General features: G+C 34.6%; 10 protein-coding genes and 1 other annotated feature (1 of these 11 cut by a window edge). Of the genes, 3 read left to right on the top strand and 7 right to left on the bottom strand.

Features of this window, described 5'->3' with window-relative positions:
- Positions 1–193: a binding site (T-box leader), on the top strand; it begins 69 nt to the left of the window's first position.
- 115 nt (positions 194–308) lie between these two features.
- A complete protein-coding gene (locus MHI00_RS07465) occupies positions 309–1,967 on the top strand; it encodes a peptide ABC transporter substrate-binding protein (protein WP_010053064.1) in 1,659 nt (552 codons plus the stop codon).
- 247 nt (positions 1,968–2,214) lie between these two features.
- A complete protein-coding gene (locus tag MHI00_RS07460; RefSeq protein ID WP_371861320.1) occupies positions 2,215–2,925 on the top strand; it encodes an HAD family hydrolase in 711 nt (236 codons plus the stop codon).
- 94 nt (positions 2,926–3,019) lie between these two features.
- Here MHI00_RS07460 and MHI00_RS07455 read toward each other — a convergent pair whose 3' ends face one another.
- From MHI00_RS07455 to MHI00_RS07445, 3 genes are all read right to left on the bottom strand, one after another.
- Positions 3,020–6,247 (bottom strand): DEAD/DEAH box helicase, encoded by a 3,228-nt coding sequence (locus MHI00_RS07455; protein WP_341112369.1) that lies wholly within the window; start codon positions 6,245–6,247, stop codon positions 3,020–3,022.
- A 164-nt stretch (positions 6,248–6,411) separates the two neighbouring features.
- The gene (locus MHI00_RS07450) at positions 6,412–9,558 is read right to left on the bottom strand and encodes an SbcC/MukB-like Walker B domain-containing protein (protein ID WP_341112367.1); all 3,147 of its coding nucleotides are present in this window, start codon (positions 9,556–9,558) and stop codon (positions 6,412–6,414) included.
- Positions 9,555–10,706: an exonuclease SbcCD subunit D gene (locus MHI00_RS07445; protein WP_010053060.1), complete on the bottom strand. Its 1,152-nt coding sequence runs from the start codon at positions 10,704–10,706 to the stop codon at positions 9,555–9,557. Before MHI00_RS07445 ends, MHI00_RS07450 begins: the two co-directional genes overlap by 4 nt.
- Positions 10,707–10,906: 200 nt before the next feature.
- On the opposite strand from MHI00_RS07445, the gene MHI00_RS07440 reads away from it, so the two are divergent.
- A complete protein-coding gene (locus tag MHI00_RS07440) occupies positions 10,907–11,524 on the top strand; it encodes a lysophospholipid acyltransferase family protein (RefSeq protein ID WP_010053059.1) in 618 nt (205 codons plus the stop codon).
- Positions 11,525–11,606: 82 nt separating this feature from the next.
- Here MHI00_RS07440 and MHI00_RS07435 read toward each other — a convergent pair whose 3' ends face one another.
- The 4 genes from MHI00_RS07435 to MHI00_RS07420 all read right to left on the bottom strand — a co-directional run bounded on the left by MHI00_RS07435 (position 11,607) and on the right by MHI00_RS07420 (position 16,838).
- On the bottom strand, positions 11,607–12,638 hold the full coding sequence (locus tag MHI00_RS07435) for an NADH:flavin oxidoreductase/NADH oxidase (RefSeq protein WP_229251327.1): 1,032 nt from the start codon (positions 12,636–12,638) through the stop codon (positions 11,607–11,609).
- A 238-nt stretch (positions 12,639–12,876) separates the two neighbouring features.
- Positions 12,877–14,667: an ABC transporter ATP-binding protein gene (locus MHI00_RS07430; protein WP_056998890.1), complete on the bottom strand. Its 1,791-nt coding sequence runs from the start codon at positions 14,665–14,667 to the stop codon at positions 12,877–12,879.
- Positions 14,667–16,418, bottom strand: coding sequence for an ABC transporter ATP-binding protein (locus MHI00_RS07425; protein ID WP_135055269.1), 1,752 nt, complete (start codon positions 16,416–16,418; stop codon positions 14,667–14,669). The genes MHI00_RS07430 and MHI00_RS07425 overlap by 1 nt, the downstream gene beginning before the upstream one ends.
- A 183-nt stretch (positions 16,419–16,601) precedes the next feature.
- The gene (locus tag MHI00_RS07420) at positions 16,602–16,838 is read right to left on the bottom strand and encodes a YneF family protein (RefSeq protein WP_010053053.1); all 237 of its coding nucleotides are present in this window, start codon (positions 16,836–16,838) and stop codon (positions 16,602–16,604) included.
- Positions 16,839–16,906 lie beyond the last annotated feature (68 nt).

Genomic DNA, 16,906 nt, shown 5'->3' with positions numbered 1-16,906 from the left:
AGCTGATGTTTTATCGAAAATGGCCTTTGAGTTTAACGATCGAACAGCTTTGGCCTTTAGATTGTTACAGGTGCACCTGTTATCGTGCAACAGTTTAACGAATCGAATTTGATTCAAGAACTGTTTGAGATAGGAATCTTGAGATTCTTATAAATTAAGGTGGTAACACGACGTTTAAACGCTCGTCCTTTCTAGTTTTTTAACTAGTTATGGATGGCGTTTTTTTATATACTCGATTCTTTCTCATTAAAGATAGCTTCATTCGTCATTAAAAAAATAAATTTTACTATAAAGGGGATTGGGAGAAAATGAAAAAATGGAAACTAGGTTTAAGTTTGGTTATAACTGCTAGCATCTTAGCAGCATGTGGGGGTTCTAACGGTAAAGATACAGCTGCAACGAAAGAATCAGATACAAATAAATCAGCAAATGTGGCACAAGTTCTGCGTGCTAGCGTGCCGGCAGAGATTACTACATTAGATACAACTAAAGCTACAGATCGAAATACTTTTACAGTTATCGAACAAATTTTTGAAGGCTTGTATCGCTTTAACGGTGATAATGAACTTGAATTGGCCTTAGCAAAAGAGCCGGCAAAAATTAGTGACGATGGATTAACTTATACATTTAAATTGAAAGAAGATGCAAAGTGGTCCAATGGGGAACCTGTTACTGCCAATGATTTCGTCTATGCTTGGAGCAAGATTGTAAATCCTGCTAGTGCTGCACCAAATGCCTACTTATTTGCTAATATAAAAAATGCAAAAGCCATTACAGCTGGTGAAAAAGAATTAGCTGAATTAGGCGTTAAAGCTACTTCAGACTATGAGCTAGAGGTGAATTTAGAATTGCCGCAGCCCTCTTTCCTTAGTTTAGTGGCCATTGGTTGGTTCTATCCGCAAAACCAAAAATTTGTTGAAGAACAAGGCGAGGGCTACGCTATGGATACAAGCAAGATTTTGTATAACGGTCCTTTTACTTTAACAGATTGGAAAGATGGCGCTACAAATTGGAGCTATGAAAAAAATAAAAGCTATCATGATCAAAAAAATGTTTCTTTAGATAAAGTTGATATCTCTGTAGTTAAAGAAACTTCAACTGGTGTTCAACTTTATGAAGCCAATGAATTAGATGTCACAACATTAGTTGGCGACTATGCTAAAGAAAATGAAGACAACCCTGATTTAGTACGAAAACAAGAATTGGCTTTGCAATATCTGAGCTATAATACAGTTGAAGGCAGCCCACTAGCAAATACTCATTTAAGAAAAGCACTCTCTCTTGCAATTGATCGTTCTGCTATTACAGATAACATCGTAGCCAACGGTTCAGATCCATTGGGTGGACTGATTCCAACTAAGTTAGCTAAGAACCCTGAATCTGGCGAAGATTTCCGAAAAGAAAATGGTTCATTTTTAGATTATGACCTAAAAGAAGCTAAAAAAGAATGGGATTTAGCTAAAAAAGATGTTGGAGAACAGTTAGAATTGGAATTAGTAACTTCAGATGATGCGATGGAGAAAAAATTAGGCGAGTATATCCAAAGTACAATTAGTGAAAACCTTAAAGGAATTACAATTAAAATTCGTAGTGTACCAAAAAATGTAGCCTTAGAAGAACGTCGTGCAGGTAATTTTGATTTAGCAACTGCGGGTTGGATTGCTGGTGATATTGATCCCACTGGATTTTTCGTTTTATTTGAAACCGATGGTGCCTATAACTATGGAAAATATAAAAATGATAAATTCCAACAATTAATTACTGATTCTAAAACTATTGATGCTAATAATCCCGAAAAACGGTATGAAAAATTCTTAGCTGCTGAGAAAATTTTATTTGAGGATGCGGCATTTGAACCCTTATATCAAAGAACTACCAATTATTTACAACGCTCAACAGTTAAAGGATTAGAAAGTCATCTGTTAGGTTCCGACTTCACCTTTAGAAATGTAACGATTTCAAAATAAAGATTTATTAATTGAAAAATCAGCTCTAATCGTATTTTACATGAAATGCAGTTAGAGCTGATTTTATCTTTTCCTCGACCATTTAGGCGCTTTTGCCATTTAAAAAATAGACTTTCTAATTTTTCAAGAAATATTTCATGAAAATATACATAGAACTACTAAGAACGCCTTTTTAAATAAGAAGCTTTTTGCTATACTAGAAATTGTGTGAAAAAAGTAACTTGATGGAAGGATTTGTCCGATTTTGATTAATGCAATTGTTTTTGATGTTGATGATACATTATATGACCAACAAGCACCTTTTAAAAATGCTATTGCCAATTGTTTCCCTGCATACTTTGGTTCTTTAGATTTAACTAGAGCTTATCTCCGTTTTCGTTACCATAGTGATGAGACTTTCTGCAAGTATATTTCTGGAGAATGGACTTTAAATTATATGCGTTTTTACCGAATTCGCGAAGTATTAAAAGAACAAGGTTACTCACTAACTGAGGATCAGGGACTACTCTTTCAAGAAAACTATGAAACGGAACTGAACTCCATCCAATTATTACCTGAAGCTAAAGAATTGCTAAATGCGTTAGCTTCAAAAAGTGATATTCAAATTGGGATTATTACCAATGGCCCTACTGATCATCAATCTAAGAAGATTCAACAACTACAACTAGAACAATGGATTCCAGCAGAAAAAATGATTATTTCAGAGAGTTCAGGATTTGCAAAGCCTGATCGACGTATCTTTGATTTGGCCGCTAGACAATTTAAATTTGAGCCTAGCACTACTCTCTACATTGGCGATAATTATGATAATGATGTTAATGGAGCCAAGGAAGCTGGTTGGCAAGCTTTCTGGTTCAATCATCGGAAACGTGAAAAACCTGTTAGTCTATGGTCTTGTGATGAAGAAATTACTGAATTTCATGAATTTTCCTCAAAAGTATTGAGTTTACTTGATTAATCAGAGTAAAAAAACAAGGAATGCGGCAGTTTTCAACTGTCCACATTCCTTGTTTTTATATACTCCAGTTTTCTAGCTTTTGTTTAACTGACTCTTAAACCCCAATATTTAAAATCTCACGAATATCAGATTCGGTTAATTGAGTCAATTGTTTCGTATCTGTTGCTTCAGATGTAATCACTTGATCAAATAAAGCCTTCTTTTCTTGTTGCAATTGGCTAATCTTCTCTTCAATTGTACCTTCCGCAATTAAGCGCCAGACTTGAACCACTTTCTTCTGACCTAGACGATGTGCTCTACCAGCGGCCTGTTCTTCAACGGCTGGATTCCACCATAAGTCATAAAGAATAACGGTATCTGCTCCAGTTAAATTCAAGCCAGTACCTCCGGCTTTTAGTGAAATCAAGAATACTTCTTTTTCACCTGCATTAAATCGATCAACCATCTCGATCCGTTCTTTAGGTTTCGTTTGACCGCTTAAGTAGAAGGTCTCAATTCCTTCTTGAGCCAGTTCTTCTTCAATAATAGACAGCATTGATGTAAATTGAGAAAAGAGCAAGACACGCTGTCCATTTTCTTTGGCCGTTTGTAGCAATTCTTTCAATTGCTCAAGTTTACCAGAGTCTCCTGTATAATTATCAACAAATAAGCGGGGGTCACAACAAATTTGGCGCAATCTAGTTAAGCCTGCTAAAATTTCAATTCGATTGCGCTTAAAGTCATCACCGCTCATACTTCTGACACTATCTTGAATTCGTTGTAGATAAGCTAAATAAACCGTTTTTTGTTCTTTCGTCATCGAGCTATATAAATCTGTTTCAATTTTATCTGGTAACTCTTTAAGCACGTCTTTTTTGATACGTCTTAAAACAAAAGGTTGAATCATTCGTGCAATTTGCGGATACGGCATCGTTTTAAATTGTTTCATTGGCGGGAAAAACCCTGGCATAATTAGTTGGAATATCGCCCATAATTCTTCAATTTTATTCTCAATAGGTGTTCCACTAAGGGCAAAACGTTTACGAATTGTTAACTCTCGCAATGCTTGTGCTGTTTTCGTATGGTAATTTTTCACCATTTGCGATTCATCTAAAACTAATGTACTGAATTTTTTCTTTTTATAAAATTCTACATCCTGTCTAAAACTAGGATAAGATGTAATTAGAATTTGATTTGGTCCAACTTCTTCAATCCGTTTTTGACGCTCTTCTGCTGTGCCCGAAACGACAAAGCTTTCTAAACTAGGAGCAAATTTTTTGATTTCATGATGCCAGTTATAGGTTAGTGAAGCTGGAGAAACAATTAAGAATGGCTCGTTTTTTCCATAATCCTCAATTTCAGATAAAATAAATGTAATCACTTGAATTGTTTTCCCTAATCCCATGTCATCTGCTAAAATCCCACCAAAGCCGTATTTAGCTAACATTTTTAGCCATTTAAATCCTGTTATTTGGTAAGGTCGTAATTCAGCTTCTAGATTTTTAGGAACTTCCGCCTCAAAGTGAGCAGGGTCATTTAAATCTTCAATTAGATTTTTAAATTTTCTTGAAAGCTTGCGTTTATTGCTTTCTTCTAAACCAATTGTCTCTTGTACTTCAAGTCCACGATAACTTGGTAATGTGATTTTTCCATTTTGAAAATCCTTTGTAATGCGTAATTCGGCTAAAACATCACTAACATGCTTAAATGCATCTGTTTCTAATGAAAGCAATACACCATTGTCCAATTTGTGAAAAGAACGTTTTTCAACTAAGCTTTTCAACACTTGATCAACTTCGTCTGGAGTGATACCTTTGATATCAAATCTAACATCTAAAAGTGAACCTTCATTTTGAACATCAATTGATGTTTCTGGATCAATTTGATCTAAAAACATACTATCTAATAAATCATCTACATAAACTTCTGCATCCATTTCCAAAAAAGGTATTTCTTTGGTAAATAATGTATAAAAGTCATCATCTCTAACCATGCGTTTCGCATAACTTGTTTCATCACGATGATAGTCAAATTGTTTAAATGAATTTAAAATTTTCAACTCTTGTTGGCTATCTCGAATCACTTGAACACCTGAATCGCCTAGTTGATTGTTTTTTTCATCTGTTGATAATACTAAGTTTTTATAGCTGAAATCAACAACTGCATGAACCGCATCTTGGTGATAGGTAAAATAAATTTTTGTTTTTAAAGGTTCTTGAATAAAGGTATCTTGAATAGCTTCATCAATTGAAACTTCACCAATTTTTGCTAGTAAAGGCAGTACATAGGCTGTGAAATCAGGCATATTAACTGGATCAATGACCACTTCTTTCCCATCATATCGCTGTAAAAAATTTTGTAAAGGTTGATATGCTCTCAATTGTTCTTTTGAGGGTTGGAAAATGGCATGCTTCGCAATAAACCAATGATAGGCTTTTAATCTCGCATCCGTTTGGTTATTAATATATAATGAAATCTTTTGGTTTTGCTGAAATAGTTCGAATGAGATTGGCAATTGATTGGGCACAAAAATCATACGTTTATGTTTGTTTTCGCCAACAAAAAATTGTAGCTTACCATTTTCTTGAATCAATTGAATGGTTTCTTCTGCTAAAATTGGGGAAATAACTAAATAACGTTTATTGCTATAAATTGATTTTGGTTCTTTACTGCCGACGCCCATCATTTCATTAGAAGCTGCTTGTTGCCCTAAAAAATCTAAAATCAAGCTATCTTCAGCTGAAATTTTGATTTGCTTAAAATCTAATGTCTGATTTGTATTTAAGTCAAAAGTTCCTTGATTGTGATAGCTTTCAAAAAAACTGGCGACATCTTTAACAATATATAATTTATCTAAGCCTGCTCTTAAACGTAAAGCAAGGACTTCATCATTATTTCTAATTAATGAATTGCTCGTTGATTTTATCTCAACTTTATATTCCATCATTAATTCAAGCTTATCCTCAACTTCTAAAAAAATCTCACGGTTTTCTTTCAAAAAAACACGAGTGAAGGATTCCGTTAGTTCTTGTCCTGGATCAGGTAAGACAGCAGTCATTTTCTCAGCATTTTCAGCTGTCATCACACGACTAACACCTTGTTCTTTTAGTGCTAATTCCACTGCAACTGTATGTTTACAGTACCCATGGTCTTTCCAATAAGGGCATTCGCAAAAATCTGATTCTCTTGTTGTCCCATCTAGCTCTACATGATAGATTTCGCTGCCCATTACTTCCGCAGTCCAAATTTTCTTTTCTAAAAAAGGCGTAATAACAAGAACCCTTTTTTCGGCTACGTATATTCTGGCGCGATCAATAACTCGTTCAGGTATGCTCCACTTCATTCAAAATTCTCCCACTTTCTTCCAACAATCCATCAAATTCTCAGCTTATTTTTATTTTATCTATCTCACCATTGTACGCTATTCTTGAAAAAATTACACTAACTTCATGATAATTTTTGATTGAACGATAGAATTAACTGACTGGATACTTTCCTTTAAATTTGTTAACCATGACTAATTTTAATTTTACTCTTACCGGTACCATTAGATTCAACTAATAGCTTGTCTGGAATCCGTTCTTTAAGCTCTTTAACATGGCTAATAATTCCGACTAATCTCCCACTACCTTCAATTTGCAATAAGGCATCCATCGCTTCTTCCAATGCATCTTCATCTAAGGAACCAAAACCTTCATCAATAAACATCGTTTCGATTTGAATCCCACCAGCATGCTGTTGCACAACTTCAGATAGTGACAGCGACAATGCTAATGCCGCAATAAAGCTTTCTCCACCAGACAGGGTGCGGACATTGCGTAAACCACCAGCATTATCATCATAGATATTAATTTCTAAACCTGTATCCGTTTTTCTTGACCCTTCTTCACGATTTAAATCAAATAAATAACGATTATTTGATAATTGTTGTAATCGGCCGTTAGCAATCGTTAAGACTTCTTCTAAAAAATAAGTCAAAACATAGCGCTCAAAGCCCATTTTACTTTGATCACCGTCACCATTAGCCACTGCTGATAAATTCGTTACTTCATCTAATAAATCCCATTGTTCTTGAATAGAATGAATAATTTCAGTCGCTTCTTTTAAAATTTTTTTATTTTGCATGTGAATTTGTTGATTCCTCGTCTGCTCTTCTTGCATAGTTTCTCGTTTAATAGCCACTTCCTTAAGACGCGATTCTGCAATCTCAACATTTGGCTTTTCAACAGAAAGTAACTGGTTTTCTAATTCAGCTATCCGTTGAGTGATGCGATACTCTTCTTTTTCGTATTGTTGAACTTCCTTTTCCCAATCAACTACTTCTTCCAATTCAGTCAAGGTTGCTTCAATCGACTTTTGGTTTTCAAAACTTGACTGACTAATCGCATCATTCAATTTTTCTGTTAACTCAAGTTCTAATTTTTCAGCCTTGGCTGATTGTTTTTTTAAATGAACTTGATTACTTATAATTTCTTTTAATTGATCTTGTGCTGCTACTTTTTTTAGTTCACGTTCTGAAAGTTCTTGCTTAAATGCTGCAACTTCCAATTCCAATTGAGATAATCGCCCTTTAAAAATCGTTTCATCTAGTAATTCTAAAGGTAATTGTTGTTTTATTTGGGTTAATTCTCCCTTTTTCTCCAGTTGCTCTTGCCATACATTTTGATAATCCTGCTCTATTATATTTAATTCTGCAGATTTTTTCTCAATAAAACTTTTTAATTTATTTTGCTCTTCTAACAATTCTGTTTCTTTTGAATGCTGTTGCTTTAATTCCATTATCTGTGTTTCTATTTTCTCTAATTGCACTTTAACTTCTTTTTTTAGTTGATCTAGACTACTTTTTTCCAATCTAGTCGCAAGTGGGTCATTTTCCATTCGTTTTTCTAATTGACTTTCTGAATCAGCAAGTTGCTCGTGTAGCCCTTCAATTCGGGTTTTAAAACTAGCAACCGTTTCTTTAACTGTTGTTAATTCATTTTCCCAAAAATCCAATTGATTTTCTGCCTGGCTCATTGTTTCAAATTCATCCATATCTTCAACTTGGCTGTGTAAATACGGATGTTCCACCGACCCACATACTGGACAAGGAGCACCATCTTCTAAGTCTAAAGCGAGTCGCCTAATTTGAATTTTAGCCCAATCACTTTTGGCTTTCAAATAATTTTTTTCTGTTTTCGCTACTTTTTCCTCAGCCAATAATAGTGAGTCTCTAACCGTTATTTCTTGGTTTTTTAACTGCTGAATTTTCTCTTCTATTTGACTAAATTCAACCAGTTTTTGATCAATGGTTTGTACCCTTGTCTGTTCTTTATCCAACTGATTCAGCTGTTGTTCAACTTCTTTTAATTGATCTAATTTTTGAACAATCGCCATTTCTTGTTTTTGTTTTTCTTGTAACTGGTTACCACAAGCTACTTTTTCTCTATCTAATAAGTTAATTTTTTCAGCTAATCTTTCAGCCTCTTGTCGCACTCGACTATAACCATCCAGTACTATTTTTTGTTGTTTCAATTCAATCAGCTTCATTTCACGACGTTCTTGTTCTGGACTTTCAGCTAGCTTTTCTTGATACAGAGTTTCCCAATAATTTTGCTCTTTTTCAGCTAGTTTTTTTTGATTCTCAAGAGAATGTACTTCCGTCGCTAACTCAGCCATTTCATTTTTCAGTTCTAATTGTCGAACTAATAATGGTTGAATGAGTTCTGCTTCCTTAAGTTTATTTAATTTCTCTTTTAAAGTCATTATTCTTTCTGTTGCTGATTTGTGTATAGTTTGTTGAGAATATAGCTGTTCCCTTTCGTTAAACAATAAGATTTCTGCTTGAACTTTTTGTAGCTCAAGTTGCCTCTTATTTTCTTCTTCTTTTAGCAATTGAATTCTTTTTTCATTTTTTTGCAATTGATTATGCATATTCTCTTGCTGTTCTTTTAAGTAGGATAACTCTTTTTTACCTCGCGCTTGTCCAAGCTCAAGAATTTCAGGTAACTCGGTGACCCAACGAGCATGTTGTAAAGTAGTAATTAATTCTTTCTCTTGATCTTTAATAGCAACACTAATTAATTTTTTTTGTTCTTTTAATTTCTCACTAAATAAACGATAAGGTTCTGTACCAAATAATTTGCGTAGAATTTTTTCTTTTTCATTACTATTCGCATTTAAAAAGCGTCTGAAATCACCTTGAGGCAACATAATAATTTGTCGAAATTGCTCATCTTCTAATTGAACAACTTCTTCAACAATTTGATTGACTTCTGTAGTCTTAGTAAAATGGTTTAGCTCTTTGCCAAATTCATCAAAAATTGTAATTGTGGCTTTAGCTTTAACTTCCCTGACTCCATCACCGCGTTTTTTGGCTAGGACTTGTTCAGGAATTCGTTCTATTTGATACACTTTATTTTGTGCCGAAAAAGTAAAAGCAACTTTCGTTTCTTCACTTGGTTTTGCAAAAGTTGATCGCATTTCTTTTGGCTCACGATTTAAACCATTCGTTTTACCAAATAAAGCATAACTCATTGCATCAAAAAGGGTTGTTTTACCTGCACCAGTTTTACCAGCAATCAGAAAAATATGATGTTCATAAAAGGAACTAAAATCAATCGTTTCATTTAAGTATGGGCCGAAAGCCTGCAAATTTAATTTTATTGGTTTCAATTTCTTCCTCCTTTGTTTGTCACATCTAAATTTTGTAACAACTCGTTTAATAAGGTTTCCTGCTTACTTGATAGTGCTTCACCCATTACTTCTTCATAGTAGTCTTTAAATAGTTCACTTGGATCCTTTGTTTTTAATTTTTCACGAGTAGTCAAATTCATAGTTGCCATTAAACCACTGCGGTCCAAACGTTCCATTCCTAATACATTCGGATAAATTTCCCGCAAACGATTCATTGCATCAGGAATCATTTTTGTATCTTTTAGCTGAACATAAATAAAATCATCTCTTTTTTGTGCTTCATAATAGGTTGGTTCAATCAAATCAGCAAAAAAACCTTCAAGTACTCGAAGTTCTTTTTCAGGAGAAACAGGGAAAAATTGATTGGTCAGTTCACCCTCATCGGAAAGTTCAATTAATTTGAAGCCTTTTTGCTGATTCGCTTCCGAGATTGAAAACTTTAACAAGGTACCCGAATATTGTAATTTAGCATGTCTAGTTGCATTTGGATCATGTAAATGTCCGAGGGCAACGTAGTCAAAAGCATTAAAAATACTTGCAGATACTTGATCCAATCCCCCAACCATCACTTCAGTTTCAGATTCTGTCCGTAAACTCCCAGCCACAAATAAATGCGCCACCAATACCTGATTATACTCCGAATTAAACTGCTTCTCCATTTCTTCAACGACCCGTTTAGCCGCTAATTCATGAGTAACTAGTGTCTCATCTTTAAAATAGAGACGAGCATCTATAGGTTCAAAGTAAGGCAATAAAAAAAACTGAGTATTCCCAATCACAATTGGTTTGAGGCTCTGACTAATTTTTGTATGAAGATGAAAATTTAGGGTTTGGTACCATGGTCCTCCAGTTTCTAATCGGGTTGGGCTATCATGATTTCCAGAAATAGCTAAAATAGGGAAACGATTTTCAATATTTAGTTCAACAAATAATTGATTTAACAATGCCACTGCTTCACTAGGTGGAACCGCACGATCATACAAATCACCTGCTACAACAATAGCATCTACTTCCTCACGTATAGCCACTTCTAGCATTTGCTCAAAAACTTCGCGTTGCTCTTTTAACAATTGAAAACCATGAATTTTCTTTCCAATATGCCAATCTGCAGTATGAATAAATTTCATTTTTTAACCTCCGAATTTTAGCTTCTGCTTCTATTATAACAAATTGTAAAAAATTAAGATGCTTCCTAGTGCTTTTTTAGCAAATTCTTTTTTATGTGTAGGAATAAGAAAATTTTCTTGCTAAATACGTAATAATCTTGCATACTGTTAAGTAAGAAAATAGTTACATTTGAATTTTAAACTAGAGAGGTTGAGTTAACGTGTTCTATCGATTTATACGTCAGGTAGCTCGATTTGTAGTTTTTCTCCTTAATGGAAATGCACGCTACACGAATAAAGAGCGCCTACCTAAAGAAGAAGCTTATATTTTAGTTGGTCCCCATAGAACTTGGTTTGATCCAATCTATTTTGCCTTAGCAGGAACTCCAACTATTTTTTCATTTATGGCCAAACAAGAATTATTTAAGAATCCCATTTTACGTTGGATTTTGGTCCATGCCAATGCTTTCCCTGTCGATCGAGAAAATCCAGGACCAAGTGTAATCAAAAAACCAGTTAAGTTTTTAAAAGAGGGCAATCTAAGCTTAATTATGTTCCCAAGTGGAACACGCCATTCAAACGATTTGAAAGGTGGAGCTGCAACAATTGCTAAGCTAAGTGGTGCTCCAATCGTTCCAGCTGTATTCCAAGGTCCCTTAACCATTAAAGGACTACTTTCTAGAAAACGTGTAACTGTCAATTTTGGTGAACCTATTTATTTAGATAAGAAAGTAAAATTAACTAAAGAAACACTGAAAGACATTGAAGATCAAATGCAAGCAGCTTTTGATCAGTTAGATGCAGAAATTGATCCAAACTATAAATATGAAGCTAAATAAAATAGAACCAATTAGTTTTCTCGCTAATTGGTTCTATTTTTTTAGGCTAGTTCTTTTAAAGCCAGCACCTCGAGCTTTTTAATTAGCGAATACCACGTTCATACTGTTTAGGAGGTACAACTGATTTGCCTATTTTTTTCAAAGCATGGATTCCCCAGTAAGGATCATCTAGCAAACCTCTTCCAATCGCAACTAAATCAGCATCTTGATTGGCAATAACCGCTTCAGCAAGTTCAGGACTCTCTAATTTTCCTACCGCAATCACAGGTACATTTAGCATTTCACGATATTTCCTAGCCATTGGAACTTGGTAACCTGGATAATTACCTGGTTTTAAAGTTCCTGGAGTCCCTTCTCCACCACTTGAAATATGAAATACATCAACACCCGCTTCTTGACATTTTTTAGCTATTTCAAGAGAGTGTTGAATATCGTAGCCATTTTCAACGTACTCAATTGCTGAAAGACGCATAAGCAATGGCATATCATCTGGCATAACACTTTTGACAGCCTTAATAATTTCAACTGGAAATCTAGCTAAGTCCTGCCCGTATTGATCCTCACGGGTATTCACCAAAGGCGAGATAAACTGATGAATTAAGTAACCATGAGCTCCATGAATTTCAATCGTATCTACCCCAGCTTCAACGGCTCTTCTAGCTGCATCTTTGTATTTATCCACCATAGCACCAACCTCTTCAGTTGTTAATGCTCTAGGTACACCACGTCGAGAGACACCATCTTCGATTGGTTGATTAGTTGCTCCAACAGGTTCCTCTGTATCTTGTGCCTTACGACCTGCGTGGGCAATTTGAATACCAATTTTAGCTCCTTGACGATGGACGTCATCAATTATTTTTTTGAAAGCTGGTATCTGTTCATCTGTCCATAAACCTAAATCATTATTTGTAATTCGACCATTAGGTTCAACATCCGTCATTTCTATCAAAATTAAGCCGACACCACCAACAGCACGAGAAACATAATGCACAAAATGCCAGTCATTTGGTTTACCATCTTCTTTTTCGACTGAATATTGACACATTGGAGCCATAACAATTCTATTTTTTAAGGTTAACCCTTTAATTGAAAATGAATGATCTAAATTCACCATACTTTTCGCCCCTACTTTCGGATAAGTTTTTCTATACTATCTCGCTAAAAAAATTATTTGTCAACTAAAAAAGTTCGTTGAACTGGTTAGCTCCCACAAGAAAACAGGAAAATGGATATTACGCTTTTTGTCCTCTCGAATTTTTATTTTTTATCGAAAAGTTGGCTCATAAGAACTGAGCTAAAAAACAATACGGAAGCAACATATAAGTAGCTTCCGTATTGTCTATTTAAATGAATTAACCAGTTGCATTTTCACTATTTTGCAAGCGATACATATCATAATATATACCACCTAATTCAATTAGTTCTTCATGTGTTCCACGTTCAATAATTTTTCCATGATCTAAAACAAGAATTAAATTTGCATCGCGAATTGTTGACAGACGATGAGCAATCGCAATCGTAGTCCGACCTTGTCGCATTTTTTTAAGGCCTTCTTGAATTAATGTTTCGGTCTCCGTATCAATATTAGCCGTTGCTTCATCCAATACTAAAATTTTCGGATCCGTTACAATTGTTCTGGCAAATGAAATCAGCTGACGTTGACCACTAGAATAACTGGCACCACGCTCAATAACTTTTGCATTGTATTGTCCGGGCAACTCTTCTATAAAACTATCTGCTTGAACAAAACGAGCAGCCTCTTCAATTTGATAGTCCGTAATCGTTTGATTCATTAAGCGAATATTACGTTTAATATCTCCATAAAACAAGAAAGAATCTTGTAATACTAAGCCCATTTTTTCACGTATTTCTGTAATCGGATACTCTTTAATGGATTTTCCATCAATTAAAATATCTCCTCGATTAAATTCATAAAAGCGTAATAATACATTAATTATCGAGCTTTTTCCACTCCCAGTATGACCGACTAAAGCGACCGTTTCACCAGGTTTTGCTGTAAAACTAATATCTGTTAACACATCGTGCTCGCCGTCATATGAAAAACTCACATGCTTAAATTCAATCTCAGCATCCTGAATTTCACCTGTAGCGAGTGAGTCTTGTTGAGGAGTTAGGCTTGTTTCATCCATTACTTTTAACACACGGCTACTTGAAACAATCCCATCTTGAAAAATGCTTAAATAATCCATCATATTTGTCATTGGATTAAAAAAACTTTGAGTATATGAAATAAATGCATAAATCACACCAATACTAACAGGTTCTGTCAATGCATTATATCCAAAAAATCCTAGAATAACTGCAAGAGAAAACGTATAAAGCAAGCTAATAATTGGTCCTAGTAACAACGCGTTAATTTTTACCATCGAAATCCTTGATTGAAAATAGTCGTTATTCGTTTCATTAAATTCAGCTTGTAGTCTTTTTTCCTGACGAAACTGCTGAATAATTCCCATGCCTGAAATAGACTCATTTAATTTTGTATTTAATTGGCTTAATTTTTCACGCATACCACGATATACTTTCGAACTAAAATGTTGGTAATACCATACAACTACCATTAAAATTGGCAAGAAAAGTAAGCACCACATAGCAATTTGACTATTCAACAAGAACATCGCTGTAAATGCGGAAATAATAGCAAATAGACCTTGTAATACTGTTAAAAAGACCGCCCAAAATTCTTTAATCGTTTCAGTGTCATTTGTTACTCTTGAAACAATTGATCCTGCTGGAGTTTGATCAAAATAACGCATTCCTAGTGTATGCAGTTTTTCAAATAATTGATTACGAATATTTTGAACTGTTTTTTCAGCTGCCATATTAAAAATATACATCTGACAAAACCAAACAACTATTTTTGCTAAAGTTACTGCAAAATAAATGCTTGCAAAAGTAATAATTATCTCTGTTGTAGCTTTTCTTGGCGTTAAATAACTATCCATAAAAATTTGTAAAATACGAGGCAATAAAATGTTAATAATCGCTAAAATAACTCCGAAAAAGATAGCAATAAAAAACTGTTTCTTAAATGGTTTAGCAAAAACAAACATTCTTTTTACAATGGCGACTTGTTCTTTGACTGGAATTGACTTTAACCACTCTGATTTATTTTCTTCCACTAGTTCGCACCCCCTTCAAGCTTGTCTTCTAGTTGTTGGCGATCGAACATATCTTGATACCAGCCGTCAATTTCTATTAATTCTTGATGATTTCCTCGTTCAATAATTTCAGCATCGTCTAACACAATAATCTCTTCTGCATGCATGACACTACTAATTCGATGTGCCGCAATAATTGTAGTTTGGTCTAGACGTTGGGCTTTCAAAGCCGATAAAATGGCTTCTTCTGTTTTTGCATCAACTGCAGAAAGGGCATCATCTAAAATTAATAACTCTGGATTTGTAATTAATGCGCGAGCAATAGAAATTCTTTGCTTTTGCCCACCTGATAAGGAAACACCACGCTCACCAACTAAAGTGTCATAGCCATTCGGCAATCCCAAAATATCATCATGAATAGCTGTTAATTTAGCTGCATTGATTACGTCTTCTTCCGTTAAATTGGGGTTTGCAAACCGGATATTTTCACGAATTGTTGTTGAAAATAAAAATTGATCTTGAGGAACATAGCCAATACCATGAAGTAATGCATTTAATGAATAATCACGAATATCGTGACCTCCAAATCGAATACTTCCTGCATACTCATCATATTCTCTCAATAATAATTTAAACAAAGTCGTTTTGCCTGCTCCAGTTTTACCAACGATACCCAAAGTATCCCCCTGTTTAATGGTAAAATGTACGTGATTAAGCGCTACTCGATCATCCTCAGGATAATGAAACTCATCAATTCGATAATCAAGTCTGCCATTAACTAGCTCTTGAACAGCATTTGGATTTTCAATAATTGATGAACTTTCGCTTAATAATTCCTCAACTCGGTTATAACTCGCACTCCCACGTTCTAAAATATTAAATAAACGACCAATTGCAAACATTGGCCAAATTAGCATTGCAATATAGCTGATAAACGAAATCAGTTGCCCAATTGAAATTGTCCCGGACATTACATAACTCCCACCAATAATAATGGTAAGCACATAAGAAATTCCCATGATAAATGTAATCGCCGGGTCAAATAGGGAATCAATCAGATACACACGTTTATTTTTGGCAACAACTTTATCTGTCTGTTCTTTAAAATCTGCCACATCTGCGGCTTCTTCTCCAAACGTCTTAATAACCTTAATCCCACTAATACTTTCTTGTGTTTTATCGTTCATAGAAGAAAAGGCAGCTTGAGCACCTCTAAAACGTTCATGTAGTTTGGACCCTAAAACCCGGGAAGCCACTGCTAAAAGTGGCAAAGGAATGAGCGCTATTAACGTTAAACGCCAATCAATAAAAATAGCCATTGCGATAATTGTTGCTCCACCAGTAATCATTGAATCTGCTAAGGTTAAAATTCCACCACCTGCAACCATTTGAATTGCAGATAAGTCATTCGTAGCATGTGCCATCAAATCCCCAGTTCGATATTTTTGGAAAAAGCTATGATCCATCTGGGTAAAATGTTTAAATAAATTATTTCGTAGCGTTTGCTCTAATTTTGCAGCGCCACCCCAAATATTTAATCGCCAAATGTAGCGAAAAGTATATTGACCGATTCCAGCGGCAACTAAAATAAGGAGCCAACGACTAAGAGAAGCCCCCGTCATTTTCCCAGCCGCAATTTCATCCACAACTACTCCGATAACCCGTGGAGGTACTAGTTGAACTAGTGCAACTAAAATAAGGAAAAAGATACCTGTGATATATGATTTTTTTTCTTGCTTAAAAAACCAACCTAACTTTTTAAAAATACCCATAACTGTTTCTTACACCTACTTTTTATTTTTATTTTGACCACTCTATTAGAAGCCTGTTTATTTATACATGATTTCAAAACAATAGCCAAAATCAGCTATTAAAAACAAAAAAGACGAGCAGAATAATCTGCCCGTTTTTTTTGAAAGAATCAAAATAAAAAATCAGTCCCCTAATTTATTAAATTATTTCTTTTTATTCGCTTTTTCTGTTTGAACTTGCATTGAAGCCATCATCTGTTTAATTTTCTTTTCAGACGGTTTTTGACCCATTTGCATCATTAACATACGTAGCATATCCTCATTAACGGGAGGATTCTTTTTAAAATAATCCATCATGTATTTTCTTGCAATAAAATATCCACCAACTAATCCTCCTACTAAAGCAAGAACGATTAATAAAATAGCAATTCCCATGTTCATCTCAATTCACTCCTTTCCAGACTTCTCATTTATCAATTGTACTAGATTATCACTTAAAAATAAATAGC

The organism is Carnobacterium sp. FSL E2-0243, from assembly GCF_038003605.1.
Taxonomy (GTDB): Bacteria; Bacillota; Bacilli; order Lactobacillales; family Carnobacteriaceae; genus Carnobacterium; species Carnobacterium maltaromaticum.
The sequence above is the reverse complement of the archived record's forward strand: the minus strand, read 5'-3'. Positions and strand labels throughout refer to the sequence as shown.